The organism is Paenibacillus sp. LX16 (assembly GCF_036252815.1).
GTDB lineage: Bacteria > Bacillota > Bacilli > Paenibacillales > Paenibacillaceae > Paenibacillus > Paenibacillus polymyxa_B.
In genome coordinates this window covers 4,531,153-4,547,455 of the sequence record NZ_CP141152.1, presented here as the reverse complement: position 1 = coordinate 4,547,455, position 16,303 = coordinate 4,531,153, and the positions used below count along the sequence as shown (strand labels likewise).

General features: G+C 49.8%; 16 protein-coding genes. 13 read left to right on the top strand and 3 right to left on the bottom strand.

The features are described from left to right. Window positions 1-7: 7 nt before the first annotated feature. The 9 genes from T3H97_RS20320 to T3H97_RS20280 all read left to right on the top strand — a co-directional run bounded on the left by T3H97_RS20320 (window position 8) and on the right by T3H97_RS20280 (window position 9,390). Window positions 8-253: an acyl carrier protein gene (locus tag T3H97_RS20320; RefSeq protein WP_013311710.1), complete on the top strand. Its 246-nt coding sequence runs from the start codon at window positions 8-10 to the stop codon at window positions 251-253. 37 nt (window positions 254-290) lie between these two features. Continuing rightward, window positions 291-1,376: a hypothetical protein gene (locus tag T3H97_RS20315; protein WP_328800704.1), complete on the top strand. Its 1,086-nt coding sequence runs from the start codon at window positions 291-293 to the stop codon at window positions 1,374-1,376. 70 nt (window positions 1,377-1,446) lie between these two features. Then, the gene (locus tag T3H97_RS20310) at window positions 1,447-2,439 is read left to right on the top strand and encodes an ABC transporter ATP-binding protein (RefSeq protein WP_103050076.1); all 993 of its coding nucleotides are present in this window, start codon (window positions 1,447-1,449) and stop codon (window positions 2,437-2,439) included. Then, window positions 2,429-3,235: an ABC transporter permease gene (locus T3H97_RS20305; protein WP_061828871.1), complete on the top strand. Its 807-nt coding sequence runs from the start codon at window positions 2,429-2,431 to the stop codon at window positions 3,233-3,235. Before T3H97_RS20310 ends, T3H97_RS20305 begins: the two co-directional genes overlap by 11 nt. 1 nt (window position 3,236) lies before the next feature. After that, window positions 3,237-4,049: an ABC transporter permease gene (locus tag T3H97_RS20300; protein WP_328800703.1), complete on the top strand. Its 813-nt coding sequence runs from the start codon at window positions 3,237-3,239 to the stop codon at window positions 4,047-4,049. Between the two features lie 49 nt (window positions 4,050-4,098). Further along, window positions 4,099-5,631 (top strand): hypothetical protein, encoded by a 1,533-nt coding sequence (locus T3H97_RS20295; protein ID WP_328800702.1) that lies wholly within the window; start codon window positions 4,099-4,101, stop codon window positions 5,629-5,631. 17 nt (window positions 5,632-5,648) lie between these two features. Further along, window positions 5,649-6,809, top strand: a complete 1,161-nt coding sequence (locus tag T3H97_RS20290) for a UDP-glucuronosyltransferase (RefSeq protein WP_328800701.1) — start codon at window positions 5,649-5,651, stop codon at window positions 6,807-6,809. Then, window positions 6,806-7,894 (top strand): Gfo/Idh/MocA family protein, encoded by a 1,089-nt coding sequence (locus T3H97_RS20285; RefSeq protein ID WP_328800700.1) that lies wholly within the window; start codon window positions 6,806-6,808, stop codon window positions 7,892-7,894. Before T3H97_RS20290 ends, T3H97_RS20285 begins: the two co-directional genes overlap by 4 nt. 83 nt (window positions 7,895-7,977) lie before the next feature. Beyond that, window positions 7,978-9,390: a type III PLP-dependent enzyme domain-containing protein gene (locus T3H97_RS20280; RefSeq protein ID WP_328802857.1), complete on the top strand. Its 1,413-nt coding sequence runs from the start codon at window positions 7,978-7,980 to the stop codon at window positions 9,388-9,390. A 91-nt stretch (window positions 9,391-9,481) separates the two neighbouring features. On the opposite strand, the gene T3H97_RS20275 is transcribed toward T3H97_RS20280, so the two are convergent. Genes T3H97_RS20275 through efeO form a run of 3 tightly spaced genes read right to left on the bottom strand, consistent with a single transcriptional unit; the run spans window position 9,482 to window position 13,583 of the window. Then, window positions 9,482-11,311, bottom strand: a complete 1,830-nt coding sequence (locus T3H97_RS20275; RefSeq protein ID WP_328800699.1) for an FTR1 family iron permease — start codon at window positions 11,309-11,311, stop codon at window positions 9,482-9,484. A gap of 24 nt (window positions 11,312-11,335) precedes the next feature. Next, a complete protein-coding gene (gene efeB, locus T3H97_RS20270) occupies window positions 11,336-12,700 on the bottom strand; it encodes an iron uptake transporter deferrochelatase/peroxidase subunit (protein WP_328800698.1) in 1,365 nt (454 codons plus the stop codon). Window positions 12,701-12,704: 4 nt separating this feature from the next. Continuing rightward, window positions 12,705-13,583: an iron uptake system protein EfeO gene (gene efeO, locus T3H97_RS20265; protein ID WP_328800697.1), complete on the bottom strand. Its 879-nt coding sequence runs from the start codon at window positions 13,581-13,583 to the stop codon at window positions 12,705-12,707. A 306-nt stretch (window positions 13,584-13,889) separates the two neighbouring features. Between efeO and T3H97_RS20260 the strand changes: the two genes are divergently transcribed. The 4 genes from T3H97_RS20260 (at window position 13,890) to T3H97_RS20245 (ending at window position 16,263) form a co-directional block, all read left to right on the top strand. Further along, a complete protein-coding gene (locus T3H97_RS20260; protein ID WP_007431813.1) occupies window positions 13,890-14,117 on the top strand; it encodes a helix-turn-helix domain-containing protein in 228 nt (75 codons plus the stop codon). A 462-nt stretch (window positions 14,118-14,579) separates the two neighbouring features. After that, on the top strand, window positions 14,580-15,062 hold the full coding sequence (locus T3H97_RS20255) for a hypothetical protein (protein ID WP_023990049.1): 483 nt from the start codon (window positions 14,580-14,582) through the stop codon (window positions 15,060-15,062). Between the two features lie 167 nt (window positions 15,063-15,229). Further along, a complete protein-coding gene (locus T3H97_RS20250) occupies window positions 15,230-15,721 on the top strand; it encodes a hypothetical protein (protein WP_013311697.1) in 492 nt (163 codons plus the stop codon). A 155-nt stretch (window positions 15,722-15,876) separates the two neighbouring features. After that, the gene (locus tag T3H97_RS20245; RefSeq protein ID WP_328800696.1) at window positions 15,877-16,263 is read left to right on the top strand and encodes a hypothetical protein; all 387 of its coding nucleotides are present in this window, start codon (window positions 15,877-15,879) and stop codon (window positions 16,261-16,263) included. The last annotated feature ends 40 nt before the right edge of the window (window positions 16,264-16,303 follow it).

Genomic DNA, 16,303 nt, shown 5'->3' with positions numbered 1-16,303 from the left:
ATCAAAAATGAAAACAGATGTATACCATGTAGTACCCTTGCTGGAAAAGGTTTTGAAGCTGGCTCCGGGAGAGCTGGAACAGTTGACTCCGGATCAGGATCTGCGAACCTTGGGGCTGAATTCCTTATCCGCTGTGGAATTAATTGTAGAGTTGGAAAATGAGCTTGATATTACGATGGAGGACGACGATCTAGTGCTGGAGCATCTATCTACACTGCAAGGCATTGAGCGTCTGCTGAGCAAATATGCATAAGGGCGCTGAAAAGACAAGGTCTATGCAGGAATCCGATATGAAGACTCGTCATGATTCCTTTGTGGACTATGGTGCAGAAGAAGTGGCAAACGCTCTTCCAGGGAAGCATTGTGTATATTCTTCCCTGCGTACCTCATTGCGGAGGTACGGGGTGACCATGGCCGAATCCGAGCTATTCATGCTGTGTGGGAGTATGTGCGCAGAGTATGGTGGAGATTTGAAGCGCTTCGGACCTGAGAAATATCCAGAGCAGCTTCAAGAAATGGCAGCTAGTGGCGGACCTGTTATTCGGGTGGAACCGTGGGTCGCTGGTGTCAGCGATGAAACTGACCTGTTGCGAGTACTCACATCGGGCTATGGGACCATGCTGCATACGTCGAGCACCGCCTTAACCTATCACGATGTATATGTGAAAAATTACCCAAGGGGCCACGTGATAGAGTTGTGCGGATTGGACTTGCAAGAACGAACAGCACAGGTGAATGATAGCTTCCTGCTCGATTCCTCGGGACATGCCATGACTTATGTGGGCTCAGCCCGGCTCGACGATCTGATGCAGGGTATTATTGAGTATGCATGGCTGGTGGAGCAGCCTGCCCCGCTTTCGCCAAGTGAGATGCATGCTGCGTGTGCTCATCATATTCGACAGTATTTGACTGGACACGAAGCCATCTGGAGAGGCGTACCTACGTCTAATGAGTCGGAAAGTCAAACGGGGAAAGCTGTAACAGGCAAGCAGGTCAAGCGGGGAGATGAGGGGTACCGGGCATTTGTTGATGACTTCCGTCTGTTGGCAGACATGGAGGATCAGGATTTTCGGACGTACTGTCATGAAATCTATTACAATCTGCGATTGGGCAGTGCCCTTCATTTGACGGATTATACAGCTGATTATTGCCTGCTGCATCAAGCCACGCTGGGGCCACAAACACAGCATGTAATTGAATTGGCACAGGGGCTGTACGCGGATTGGCACAAGCTTAATCTGCATATTTACAAAACAGGGCTTCAACTCCGCAAGCATCGGATGCCTGAAATTACGGAACGAGCTTTGCATTTAATTGAAAGACAGCGGCATATGCTGGAGGAACTGATGATTTTAGCAGAGCAAGCAGCCGAGTAGTCCAAGCATTCGGCCGTATCAGACACGTTCATCCAGGTGTCCTGCACAGAGGAAAGAGGAGGGGAATTGATTGCCGTCCATTACATTAAACCAATTGTCGAAAACATTTACGTACTACAAAAAGGAGCCGGGCGTGCGCAAATCGTTACAAAACTTGTTCAAGCGTGAGCAGCTGACCAAAGAGGCTGTGCAAAATGTCAGCTTTAGCATTGAGGAAGGCGAAATTGTCGGATTTCTCGGTCCAAACGGGGCGGGCAAAACAACGACGCTCAAAATGCTGTCTGGCATTCTCCATCCCACGGACGGGGAGGCATCGGTACTCGGCTTTACCCCGTGGAAACGACAAAAAGAGTTTAAACGTCAGTTTTCCATTGTAATGGGACAGAAAAACCAGCTCTGGTGGGATTTGCCTGCAAGCGAGTCATTCGAGCTGAACAAGCTTATCTATGAAATCGATGAAAACCGTTATAAAGAGGCGCTGGATGAACTGGTCACTCTGCTTGGGGTGGAGGAACAGCTTCATGTGCAGGTTCGGCGGTTGTCTCTCGGCGAGCGTATGAAAATGGAACTGATCGCCGCGCTGCTGCATCGTCCACGGGTCATTTTGCTGGATGAGCCGACCATCGGACTGGACCTTGTTTCTCAGCGGCGGATTCGAGAGTTTTTCAAAGCCTATAACCGCACGCACCGGACGACCATCCTGCTGACAAGCCACTATATGAAGGATATTGAGGATTTGTGCAGTAGATCCATCATTATCAGCGGGGGCAGATTGGTCTATGACGGAGACTTACACAAGGTGAATGAGGTCATCGGTGCCCGTAAATTACTTAAGGTTCGACTGGAGACCCCCGTATCCAACCTAACGTTGGCGAGCCTCGGCAAACTTCGCTCCAACTCGGAGATGGAGGCGGTATTTGAGCTGGATGCAGAAGATACCTTGGCTTGGTCCAAAAAGATTTTGGACGCACTGCCTGTCGTTGATTTTACGATTGAGGACGTCCCGCTGGAAGAGGGGATAGCCAATTTGTACGATGGGGGCAGGCTGGCCGATGCGAAATAACAAATATGTGAAGGTACTCCAGCTTGGCATGCAAAACGAAATGGAGTATCGGGCTAATTATTGGCTCCAAATGGCGGGATTTATGCTGCCGATCATGACGCAAATTTTTCTCTGGCTAGCTGTATTCGGTTCTTCGGGACAAGCAAGAGTGCTGGGCTATTCTCTGCCAGAAATGCTGGTGTATGTGGTCATGGCGGGAGTAACTGGGAAACTGATTGCTACGGGCTTTGAATACGAAATTGCTACAGATATCAAGGAAGGTGGACTGGCAAAATTCATGGTACAGCCTGTGCATTATTTCGCTTACCGTTTTTGCCGGTTTATCGGAGGCAAAGTCATACAGTCCGCGGTCGTGCTGCTGGCGGCTGCTATTTTGCTGTTATGTCTTAGCCTGGAAGGACAAATCAGCTTCGGGCTATCGTACATCTTGCTTTACATATTGGCGTTGCCGGGAGCGCTTGTGCTTAATTTTGTGGTCTATTATGCGCTGAGCGGCATAGCCTTTTGGGTGACGGAATCGGCGGGGCTATTTTATACGCTGTCGCTTGTCATTTACGTAGCTAGCGGTACCGTGTTTCCGCTGACGATTTTTGGAGATGTTTTGGCCCGTCTGTTCAGTCTGCTGCCGTTCAGCTACACCGTGTTTTTTCCGGTGAATGCGTTAACGGGCAAGCTGACTTTGCTGGAAGCCGCTAAAGGCATTGGCGTGCAATGGCTCTGGATTGTAGTGCTGGCGGCCGTATCACGCTGGGTGTGGCAAGCCGGGGTCAAACGCTTTGTCTCGGTGGGAGGTTAACATGAAAAATGTTTTCCGAAACGTTAGACGCTACATCAGACTGTACTGGAAGTTTGTCCAGTTTTCCGTCATGTCGCAGATGGAATACCGCATTAATTTTATAACTGCATTTCTGGTCGAAACGGCTTATTTGCTCATCAAGCTGCTGTATGCATCGGTTCCATACCGCGCCGGGACGGACATTAACGGCTGGTCTCCCGACGCCATATTGTTATATATCGGCGTGTTTACGATGATGAGCGGATTTTATAGTGGATTGTTCTACAGTAATTTTACAAGCCTGCCTGACAAAATTCGTACCGGCTCACTGGATGTGCTCATGACCAAACCCGTATCGCTGCAATTTATGGTGACACTGCGTCAATTTGAACTGGGCTATACCGTGCCGAATGTAATTGGCGGCGGAATTATGACTGGGATCGGCTGGTATCGACTCGAATTGCCGTTTAATTTTGAAACCGTAGGAGGGTTCTCTGTGCTGCTCGGAGGCGGAGTGCTTACGGCATACTCCGTATTTTTGCTCCCCCAACTGCTGGCCTTCTGGATTATCCGCACGAACGGCGTTACGGAGCTGTCCAACAGCATTTTCGAGACAAACTATGTGCCGATGGCCGTGTACAGTAATCTGATTCAGCGTATCGGTTTGTTCGTGCTTCCGGTGTTTGTCATTTGTAATTTTCCGCCCATGTTCATTCTCGGCAAAATGGAAACCGGGTTAGTGGTATGGGCATTTCTCGCACCTCTCTGGCTGCTGGCGATCATCCGCCTGATATGGCAGTTTGCTCTACGTGATTATACGAGCGCGAGCCAGTAGCGCTACCGTGTAGTGGGCCAATAATGAAGCAGGAAAGGAAGCGAATCATATGAATGCGATACCGAATCAGCGTCATTTGTATATGGGAACGTTCGAAGCGGAGGCTTACTGGCGGGATGCCCAGTTAGCTTCCCTGCCAACCCTGCCTGACCGGGCTTCTTCTGCGATTGTAGCAGCCATGGATGAACTGCTGTTCAGCTTTTGCCAGCCGGGAGATGCGTTATTGACCCGTTATGCCATTTCGCCCGTACATCGTCAGTATATCGCGCAGTTGGGCTTTCATCCGGCTGTCAACGAACGAGATTTGACCGACGGAATGGAGCGTGCAGGCAACGTATCGGCTGCTTCAGTATTTGAACTGCTGGGCAGTCGCAAGGCCGATGCCGGAGAGGGGTTTCCTCAACTGGAAGGCTGTGTGCTTAGCCCGTTTGCGGGTTTACCGCATGTGGAGGAGGCTGCACGTGCTTGGGGAATAACACTGCATCAGCCACCGCTGGAAACGATTCGCAAGGTAAATGCCAAAACGTATTCCTCTGATCTGAAACGCAGCCTTGGTCTGCGCAACCCGGGCTATATTGTGACTTCGTTTGCAGATGTCGCTGAGGCGGGGCGTAAGCTGCTACGGGATGGAAGCTTTTTAATCAAGGATGATTTTGGCGTATCGGGCAAAGGAAACCTGCACATTACCTCGACACAAATGCTGGACCGGATCGTATCGTATTTACGTGGACAGGAGCGCAAAGGCAAACAGGTGCTTTTCCTTTTGGAGCCTTTCCAGGAGAAGGAGCAGGATTTTTCATGCCAATTTACGATTGGTGATGATGGAAGTGTCGCTATCATATCTGTACAATGGCTGGCTAATACTCAATTCTCTTATCGGGAATCCTTGTCGCCGGACGGAGCCTTTTTGGAGCGGCTGGAGCGCGAGGGTTATTTTAGCTTAATGCAGGACGTGGGGCGGCAATTGTATCAGGATGGTTATTACGGCGATGTTTGCATTGATTCCATGACACTTCGTGGTGGGAAGCTGGAGCCTATTATCGAAATTAATGCCAGAAAGTCGATGAGTTTGATCAAGCATCAGCTCGATACCTTTCTGGCCGGGAAAAATATGCGTGGCACACTGACGAATTATTCACTGTCTCATGATGGCAGTCTATCCTATGAAGAACTGCTGGAAGGGCTGAAAGGTGAAGGATTGTTGTTCACAGGTGAACGTGAAGAAGGTGTCATGCCTCTGGGTGCCAATACGTTATATGTGAACACAGGTGGACGAGATGGCGAGAACAAGATTGTGGGCCATACAAGCAAGCCAAGCAGAAATGCAACCGGGCGCGGAGGCAAATCGCCTGTCAAGCAGGTTCGTGTGAGCGGGATTGGGGCCAGCGATGGCGGATTAGAAGGGAACGGTATGGCTAAGCCAGACTTGATTGGTGAAAAAGAAACCGCTGGAAGCGAACGGGCACGAGGCAAGGGTCGTCTTTATTTGGAACTGGTTGCTGCGTGCGATGAGGATAAAATGCGATTGACTACAAAGCTGGAGCGTTTTTTGGCAGAGCATCATTTTACAGTGCTGAATTAAACGGGAGGCGTATGAGCATGCGTAAGAGTACGGATAAGCTTATGAAGGTAACGATTTTGTGTTCCGGTTTCGGATTGGGCTTTTATACCCCTGGCTTGTTGTTGCAAGCGGGTCTTCGCAGGCTGGGCGTGGATACGGCGATTCATGTATTTGAAAATGTGCTGCCAGAATCGGCCCGTCTCAAGGTCGACAAAAGCCGCAAAGCTTACCATGACAATTTTGCAGTGGCCTTAATGTCACAAAAGGTTCCGCAGGATATGCGTAATTCACTGGATCTCGCTGCGATGGAAGTGCTGCTGAACCAATGGATGGAGGAAGATCGGCGGTATTTTATATGTTTATCGGGTCATTGGATGTATGTACTGGAGGAGTATCGCAAGCGCAGAGAACCGGAGTCGGTGCATGTGGACATCGTGTACATGGATTCGACACCTTCTCCTTCCTGGAAAAATCTAGCCAAGCATAACCCGCGTTTTGCGGATGGCTGTGGAGAAACGACCTTTTTTGAAAATGATAACAATAGAGTCAGCCACTATATTGATGTCCCGGCCGTGGAGTATGTTCCGTTTGAAGAGCGGCAATCCCGCTTATTCGTACATGGCGGCGGCTGGGGCATGGGCACCTACCGTGACAAGGTTGGACGGTTGGAAGAAGCGGGCTGGGAGCTGGATCTGCTGTTGTATGATCAGGATCAACCGGATGAACAGCGGGACAGTATACGCTATTTTCAGATGGATCCGCAGTGGAGGACATGGCAGCGTAATGAAGCCGGGGAGCATACATTTCCGCCTTTCGGAGAGGTGAAAAAGGGCGAGAAGACCGTGTATCAGGTCGGACCGGATTACCATAACATGCTGGACCAAGCATGTCGTGTTCAGGCCATTGTCAGCAAGCCAGGAGGTGGCAGCCTAACCGATTCGTTCGCTACAGCCACTCCGCTCATCATGCTGGAGCCATTTGGTGTGCATGAAAAGCATAATGCAGATCTATGGGAACGGCTGGGACTTGGTATGCGGTACGATACGTGGATACAAACCTATGACGGCAATGCTCAGATACTGGAGGATATGCATCGCAGGATCGTAGAGCTGCGCAGTCGAACGCCGCGTTATATAGAGTCCTATGTGAATAGCATCCAAATGCCAGCAGGCTCACCGGGAATGGAGCAGGGATCATGAACGCTGCGACGGCTGCGCAAGAGCCTGCGATGCGAGATATTCGCTTTGGGATCATTGGCTGTTCTGCCATTGCTCCCCGTGCGTTGCTGGAACCGATCCGACATGTTGCAGGGGCACGCGTGACCGCGCTTGCGAACCGCACGGTTGCCAAGGCAGGAGAAATGGCAGATCGTTTTGGCGTCAGTGTCGTTTATCGGCATGCTGAGGATATGCTAAAGGACCCGGAGATCGATGCTGTATATATTGCGCTCAGCAACGACTTACATGCCGAGTGGATTGACAAAGCACTACGGGCTCATAAGCATGTGCTGGTGGAAAAGCCGTTATGCCTGAATACGGCCGATCTGGCTCCCTTGGCAGCAACAGTCGAACAGAGCAGCGCTTACCTGCTGGAGGGAGTCATGGTGCAGCACCATCCTTGGCAGCATGAGCTGCGGAGGATCGTAGAATCGGGGCGTTATGGTCGCTTACGCTCCATAGAGACGAGTCTATGCATTCTGGCAAAAGAAGGACATGTGGACAATTACAGATCTCGTCCGGAGCAGGGTGGGGGATGCTTTTGGGATCTGGGCGTGTACTGGCTCCAGTTACTTCAAGCCGTCGTTGGATTGGAGCAGGCGGAATTCCACAGTCAATCGGATTTCGATGGTCCTCATGGCTGTGACTGGACATTTCGTGCGCAAGCCCGTTATCCGAGCGGAATAGAGGCATCTGCCCTCTTTTCATTCGAGCGGCCCTATCGCTGTGCTCATGTACTGACCTTTGATTCGGCAGTGGTCACCTTGAAGGACTGCTTTCGGGCAAATTTAGGCTTTTATAAAATGACACTCAGGACGGAAATAAAGAAGGATATCATACCGAATATAACAGATATGGACGCACTGCCTGTGTTATCACAGACATCTTCGCATACCAAAACGGTTTTCGAGCCTATGAACTATTATGTTAATCAGTTGAATACCTTTTGTAGCATCATCCGGGGAGAAGCGGAGCCCATTCCATTTCGCGAGGCTGCTGAACGCGTCAGACTGCTGGCAGCCATTCATGAAGCAGCACGCTCGGGCGAGACGATTTATGCAGTATGAGTATGATTGTGTTTTCGAGCGGAGGGAAGCAAATGATGCAAAATACGGAGTATCAAGGCAAAGAGAGGAGGGGAACTCAGGTGATGGATAAAAAGGACGAAGCCTTACTGGAGCGTTTCGGCGAGCATCCGACGCCATTTTACTATTATGACGGGGACGCGCTGCATGCCCACGTCAGCTCGTTGCTATCCCGATTGCACCCGGACGTGCGTGTACATTATGCGCTCAAGGCTAATGGTAACGTAGCCTTGGCTGGGTTGCTGCGTTCATTAGGTTGTGGTGTTGAGATTGCTTCGGCTGGAGAAATGTTCGTCGCTATAGAGGCCGGGTATGCTGCGGAAGACGTACTGTACGCCGGACCGGGAAAAACAGTAGCCGAGCTGAACGAGGCGGTAGCCTGTGGAATCGGCTGTATTCATGTCGAATCGGTGAGGGAGCTGCGTCTGCTGGAGGACATTGCTGCCCAAGCGGGCCAGCTTGTCAGGGCTGCGGTTCGCATCAATCCCGATAACGATCTGTCTGGAGCAACGATTAAAATGGGCGGTGTTCCGCGCCCCTTTGGAGTGGATGAAGGGCAGCTGGATCACTTTTTTAAGGTGCTGGAAGATTGCCCACACGTCCATTTTCAAGGTATTCAGGTATATACAGGTACGCAAATGTTGAAATCGGATCAGATTTTAGCTTCATTTGCGAATACGCTGCAGCTGGCAGAACGGGTACAGGCTCAGTATGGTGTGGCAATGCATACGGTCAATTTGGGCGGCGGGTTTGGTGTACCTTATTTTGCTCATGAGCAGCCGCTCGATATGGATCACGTCATTGACGGACTGAACACACTCGCGGAGCAGACGCGATCCCGCATGCCCGGGGTGAAGCTAATCATCGAAAGCGGCAGGTATCTGGTTGCTCAATCGGGCATGTATGTCTGCCGGGCATTGTATACAAAGGAATCCAAGGGAGAGAAGTTTGTCGTGGCTGATGGTGGCATGAATCACTACGCCGCAGCTACTTTTCGAGGACGGCGCATCAGGGACAACTACCCGGTGCGAATTATGCGCAGGCAAGCGGGAGAACCGAAAGAATCCGAAGAACGAGAAGTAGAAGCAACCCTACGGAAAGTGCAGAGAGACGCTTCTGCTCAGACGGCTGTTGCTGTCGAACAATCATTAGAAGAGGTCGCAAGCCGAATAGGAGGACCTCTGGAGGAAGCATCCTTGGAGCTTGAGACGGTAAGCATTGTCGGTCCGCTTTGTACACCCGAGGATTGTATTGTGAAAAAAGCGCAGCTTCCTCCGATTCACGAGGGCGATTATATTGCCTTTCCGAATGCAGGTGCCTATGGATTAAGCTATAGTCCACTACAATTTCTGGGACATGCTACCCCGGCGGAGCTGCTCGATTTTCGTGGGGAGGTGCATGTCATTCGTGAACACGGTGACCGCACAGACCTGCTGCATCATCAGCGCATGATTCCGTTGCCTGAGGATGTGTTGTAAGTATGTAAAAAAAACGCCAAACCCATGGGAACCGATACAAATCGGACTGTGATTTGGCGTTTTTTTACATGATGAGTAGGGTAGTATCGACTTAATGTTGCTTGGTGCTGCGCATTTCCTGACGCACAAGCTGCCATACCATAAAGATCAGTACAGCGATTTGTGGGACAAACGTTTCCCAAGTTGGATACATTCCCAGCCAGCTAATGGACGGAAGTGAGGAGGCAGTGTGCCCCGGAAGCTTGCCAGCCACCTGAAGCGAATGAATACTTTCGCCCAGAAATCGGAATACGAGATAGTAAATCAGTACAGTGGCAGTCAGGAAAAATGCGCGAATCGGCAACCGTACACTAAATTTAATGATTGCAAACGCCAGAATGACCAGAATAAACGTCGCCGAGCTAATGCCGATCAGCAATTGCGAGGTTTCGATGGCTGGAGCCATACCGACATAAAAGATAGCTGTCTCGGCTCCTTCACGCAGAATTGCGAGCGCAGAAACCGCAAATAGCGACCACAGGCTTCCCCGTGCCAGCGCGTTGCCCACGCTATTTTCCACAAAGCGGTTCCACGCGGCAGCATTGGATTTGCTATGCAGCCAGCTGCCAACGGTCAGCATCAGCACGACCGCCACCAGCCCGGTGACACCCTCCAGCAGCTCACGCATGCTGCCTGATGCGGCAGCTGCCACCAGTGTGGTGAACAGTACTGCCAGAATTCCACTCAGCACAAGCCCCGTTCCGGCTCCTGCCCATATCCACCGTCCAGCCACGGCTTCGCCGCTTTTTTTGGCATACGCCAGCAGAGCTGCGAGCACGAGGATGGCCTCCAGGCCCTCACGCAGCAAAATCAGCGCAGCATCCCACGCAGTGTAAGAACGTTCTTCCGTTAACGGATGGAGCCTGTCCAGCATCTGATCAAGAGTCTGAATAGCTTTGTCCGTATTCGGTGGAGAAGACAGAAGATATCCGGAAGTTTCGGTCATTTCATTTTCAATCGCAGTGTAAGACGTCGGATCGGAAATTTGTACATGTCCTTCGACGGAAGGCCATAGAGCGATAAACTGCACTACCTTATCAGCTGCTTGCTCTGATTGATTAGCTACAGCATCTTGGCGTGCGGATTCGAGCAAGGTGACTGCATCGGTCAGAGAAGCTGCCGAACCATTCGCCGTTCCCGTAGCCGTATTGCCTGCATCTGTTCCTTGGCCTGTGTTCACAGACTTGCCCTGACTATAATCAGACAGCAGAGTCGTTAATTCCTGCATTTCCTTAAGAGCCTGTTCTTGGCGAATGGGCTCAGCTTGCATGGAGATGCGAATGAGACTGATTTTAGTTTCGAGCGAACTGTATACCGGAAAATTGTCCAAACGAATCGGTGTTTCTACCTGATACCAGGCTTTGACGATTCGATCGTAATCCACCCGGGCAGCAGCCCAATCGCCTTTTTGCATGGCGGCTAGACTGCCCTTCGCCATGGGAAGCAGTTTTTCCGCTGCTTTGGCTCCAGCCGGGGCTGGTTTGTCCCCTTCGGCCGCAGTGACGTACTCATTGACCGAGCGCGCTAGCACGGATAAGGCAGCTTTCGCTGGTTCCCCGCCGCCACTGGCGAGTGTCTGCTCAGCATCGGTGAGTGCTTGATCTACAGCCGCGATGTGAGCTGAATCTCCGCCATTCGTTTTGGCGGCCTCCCACAGCGTGCGGAATTCTTTCAGATCCTTGGAGGCTTCCGTCCATTGGGCTTGTCCCGCCTCCACCAGCGCGCCGCCCACTACAGGCATTAGCTGATCATTGGTGACAGCTTTAGCATCTGTTTGTGCAAAAGCGACCGACCCGGAACCGGAAATGAAGGGAGTTACAGTCAGCAGCAGAGCTGCCACCAACCCCAACACCCATCCCAAGCTTTTATTACGCCGATTCATATAAATCCCCTTCCTTGCCTGCTACTAAAATAACGTATCCCCGATGTAACCGCCTTGCGATACACCCGGGAAGCAGGCGAACACCGCACTGCCTTTGTGTACAATGTATTCGTTCAGCTTGTCATTGCGTGCAAGCTTCTCCTGAATATGAACGAACTGCTTGAACAGATCACGCTGGTAGCTGATGAACAGCAGCCCGGCATCCAGCTGTCCTGTTTGCTTGTCCAATCCGCTTGAATACGAATAAGACCTCCGCAAAATATTAATGCTCCCGTCCCCATGAGCCAAAGCCACATGAGAGGTGGGAGGCGTAACCGGCTTGCCTTCTGGATTTTTGGCCGCCAGATCGAGCTTGTCGAACTCCTTGACCTTGCCGAGTGGGGCCCCGCTGCTGCGATGACGTCCAAAAGTATCCTCCTGGTCGCCCAATGTTGAGCGATCCCACACCTCTACCCGCATGCGTACACGGCGTACAGCCATATAGCTGCCGTTGCCCATCCATGCTGGTCCGTCACTGGTCTGTGTCCACACCAGCCGATTCATCTCGTCTGCCTTAGAGGTATCCGGGTTCCCTGTACCGTCCTTGAAGCCCAGCAAATTGCGCGGTGTGCTTCCCGCAGGATCGGCCTGTGCTGTCCGCTGGAAGCCTTCCTGCGTCCAGCGAAGCACCGCCGTTCCTCTGGCGATACGTGCCAAATTACGCAGGGCATGGAAAGCTACCTGCAAGTCATTGGCACATACCTGCACTCCGATGTCGCCGCCGCACCATTGCTCCTCCAGGGCATCCCCTTGAAAACGGGGCAGCTCACGGAACCCGGCAGGTTTAAGCCCTGCCAGGCCGTATCGTCCATCAAAAAAGGATGGGCCCACACCAAAGGTGATCGTTGTGCGGGATGGCGACAATCCTGCCGCCTCGCCCGTATCGGAAGGAGGGAGGTTGAGGTTTTCATTATCGTTGCCAAGCAGCACGCCAGAAGTCATTGTAGCGCTTGCTTCCGTCCATGCTTTGAAGAGGTTGCGCACCTGCTCCTTGTCGCTGGTTGTTAGATCGAAAGCCGCGAAGCAGATGAAATCCTGCGCCGGAGTCACAATACCTGCCTGATGCTTACCGTAAAAAGGGATTACATCTTTGGTGTCCGCATCCGTCATCATGCTTTCGAGACGTTGACCGGCTGACAGCACGGCTCCCACGCCCCCGCCGCCAAGCAGGAGGCCTAGTCCACCTACCCCGGCCAGCTTCAATAGGTCTCGGCGTGATACGGATTTGCTTTTTCCTGACGGATCATCTTTCACTAGCTTCGCATCCTTTTTTACCAGATCGCCCTGTTCATTATGGGATTCCGCATACTGCGGCTTTTCTTGCCCTTTTTGCCGCTTAAAGCCTTTCATATCATTACACTCCTAACAATTTCCCCATTTGGGACAACGGTTCTGCCAAGGCATCGAGGTTTTGGCTCAGCTTTTTAACTTCTTCCGGTTTCAGTTTTGTATACGATACATAGCCTTCTCCGTCCTTAAAAGGAGCCAACTCCTGCTGTAAGGCCGTAAAGCGCTCACCAATTTGTTTTTCCAACGTCGCATCTTTTTGGTTCAGATCTGCTTTCAAAATGTCATATATCTTTTGCGCGCCTTCTACATTGGCTGCAAAGTCGTACAAATCTGTATGGGAATATCGTTCCTCTTCACCCGTCACCTTCGAGGTAGATACTTCATTCAACAACTCGACTGCACCCGTTACCATCAGGCTGGCGTCAATATTAACTGTTTCTACTTTGGCACGTAGCAGCTTGGCATCATTCAGCAGTCGGTCGGAAAACTCGTCCATTCCTTTGGTTGTGTTTTCTTCCCATAATGTTTTTTCAATCCGGTGAAAGCCGCGCCAATCCGCTGCATCCACATCACCGTCACGTGCATCAATATTCGGGTCAAGATCACCCAGCGCTTCTGCAATCGGTTCAATCCGTTCATAGTACATACGTGCAGGAGCATACAGCGCCTTGGCTTTATCCAGCTCGCCAGCTTTGACCGCGTTCGTGAATTCTTCTGTCTTCTTCACAAACGTATCGCATTGCTCGATGGCATAGGCGCGGTAAGCTGCTACCGCTTGATCAAAATTGGGGGCAGAAGCGGCAGGAGTCGTTGTCTGTGTTGTTGCTCCTGCATCTTTGGTCGTTGCAGCAGGCTGTTGAGTAGTAGTTCCGGTTTGTCCGCAACCTGCGAACAGAATAGAAGAGACTAGCACTCCGGCCGGTACGGCATAACGTAGTTTCATAATCAATGAACACCCTTTCTGGCCAAACTGGCCTTGAACCATAGTCTGTTGCGCGATATCTATATCGAATTTTTATTTTGATAATGATTATCAGTCGCGGTTTTTCTTATCATAAGGCTGGCCCATATGCCTGTCAATACATAAATTAGACGCAGAGTTCAACCCTCCATCGGAGGGGGATGGTAAGGTGCCTATGCCCATTTTTATCCGCATATTGAACCATACCTGAGCACATGACATAAAATGTGTTGACTGTATCCCTTAACCTTGTTACACCACACAAAACCCGAGCAAGGAGGGGTGAAATTGACGAAGGGTAACGACCACAAAAACAAGTTTTTGTTAACTCACCGTGAACGTGAAGTATTTGAACTGCTCGTGCAGGACAAAACAACACGTGACATCGCCGGACAGCTATTCATTAGCGAAAAAACGGTCCGAAACCATATTTCCAATGTAATGCAGAAACTGAACGTAAAAGGTCGTTCACAGGCGGTCGTGGAATTAATCAGGCTTGGCGAATTAAAAATCTGACCTCTCGTTCCTTGCGGGGTACAAAGTCTTCTCGATGATCCTTCGACAGTGAAGGGTGGTCGGGAAGGCTTTTGTTTTGTGGTATGTAAAAAAGTAAAACGATTAAACCGCTGAAATATGTGGGAATTTGCGTGTAAATGATGTACTATATATAGAAGGAAGAAACTACCATTAGAGATCATAGTGCAATTAACAGGAGTGATCAAAACATAAGACTGTACCACAAAGTTATACTAAGATAGAAATGCATCTGGTGATAGTCTAAGAATATAAATCCCTACAAAAGCAGTATTCAGCATGACGACAGGATGGAAGATGGGTCAGGTTTTGAGCTATACTTTTATATAGGTGTTGAAGAAGAATCACAAGGCAGAAAAAGCTCATTGCTTCAGGTAGCCGGAAGTAGCTTTTGCCTAGAGCTACCTGTGGTATATTCTTGATCGGAGGTGAACGTTAAGACATATGACACCCAACCAACACTTGATGACTTATACGCTGAACAGCGGTATAAAAGGAACTGTCGACCTAACCAGTAAGCAGGTACAGGAATGGATTAAAGCATATCGAATTGGCAGCAAGTTTGTAACGGTTGTGGGGAAACAATATTTTGGTTTAAACCCTGAGTTGGTAGCAGATTTCAAGGTACATAATGAATACTCGGAGCAGAGAGAACACATATCCATAATACAGCCTGTAATGGAACGCAAAGCTGTAGAGCTGGACCCACTGGTAGAGGCGTACAGCCAGTATAAAACATTAATTCAGGTAGAATGTAAATGTGGTGCTTCCTATATAGAAGAGTCACCGCACAAAAGAACCAAGTGGTCATGCAAGGAATGTAATAACATTGTGTTCCTGGATCGTAAAAAGGGCATGGTGGATACGGATAAAGGCAAGGCGTGGTACATGACCAACAAATACTATGTGGAAAGACAAAGCAACTGACAGATTGTCAGTTGCTCTTCTAACTAGACGCCCACACGTCTTTGTGTGCTTACCACAATATATTAAATCCATACCTGGAAATGATACTATATCTTTTGCCAAATAATAAAATTGATGTTTTTTGCGCTTTGTAGTACATTATCAAGTGTATTATAAGGAGGCTTCTCATGTACGGACATAGACAAGATGATACTTTATACATCATGACTTACACATTAAATAGTGGTATCAAGGGCACAGTGCCTTTGTCTAATCAACAGATACAGGAATGGCTTGAGTGTTACAGAATCGGCAAGAAATTTGTAACCGAGATTGGCAAAGAGTACTTTGGATTGCATGCGGAACTAGTAGCTGATTTTAAAGTGCATAATCAGTATTCAAGCTATCAGGAGGTTATTATCCCGATTCAACAGCCGGATACTGGCCTAAAAGAGTTGTCCCAGGCTTACAAATCCACAGAAACCTTAATTAAAGTAGATTGCAAATGTGGTACATCGTATGTAACAGAATCTCCCTTTAAGCGGACCAAGTGGTACTGCACCAAATGCCGGGAGATTGTTTTTCTCGACAACAAAAAGGGAATGGTGGATACTTCCAGAGGCAAGGCCCATTATATGACCAATAAGTATTTTGTGGAACGGGAAACAACTGGCGTATAAGCCGGTTGTTTTTTTGTTCGAAAGGTTTGTATACGCCCTGACTTTTCAAAGCCGATTACGCTATAGTGGAAAAGGGGAAAGATAAAGCTTGATATCACGATTGTCAGGTGGTGAACGTCATCCGGGAAGATCATACGAATGGTGCAGAAAACCGCATGCGTACGAACAATGTGTACATACACGAAACGCTTCATTTGGAACAAATCATAAGTGACCTGCGGGTGATGGGCTATGTGGCTTTTCATCATCATCCGCAAATCACAAGTGGGCTTGAAGAGCTGGAGGCATTAAAAGAGCAACTATTGTCGTTTTTTCAACAGCATCATGTATTGTGGATTGAGCTTGACCCGCTAACGCAATATGTGGTGGTGAATAACATGGGGAAGGCCACGGTGCTCAAACTCATGGGTCGGAAAATGAACCCGCTACGGGATCTGAGAGCAAACGCAGCTTTGGCTGGACAGCCGCTGCATGAGTTGGATCGGGAGATAGAACGGCTCAATCGGCTGGCTCACCTGTTGCGCTACACTCGTTTTTCTTAAGCAACGGAACTAACGCAAAAAAAGCATTCACGAAGCATGG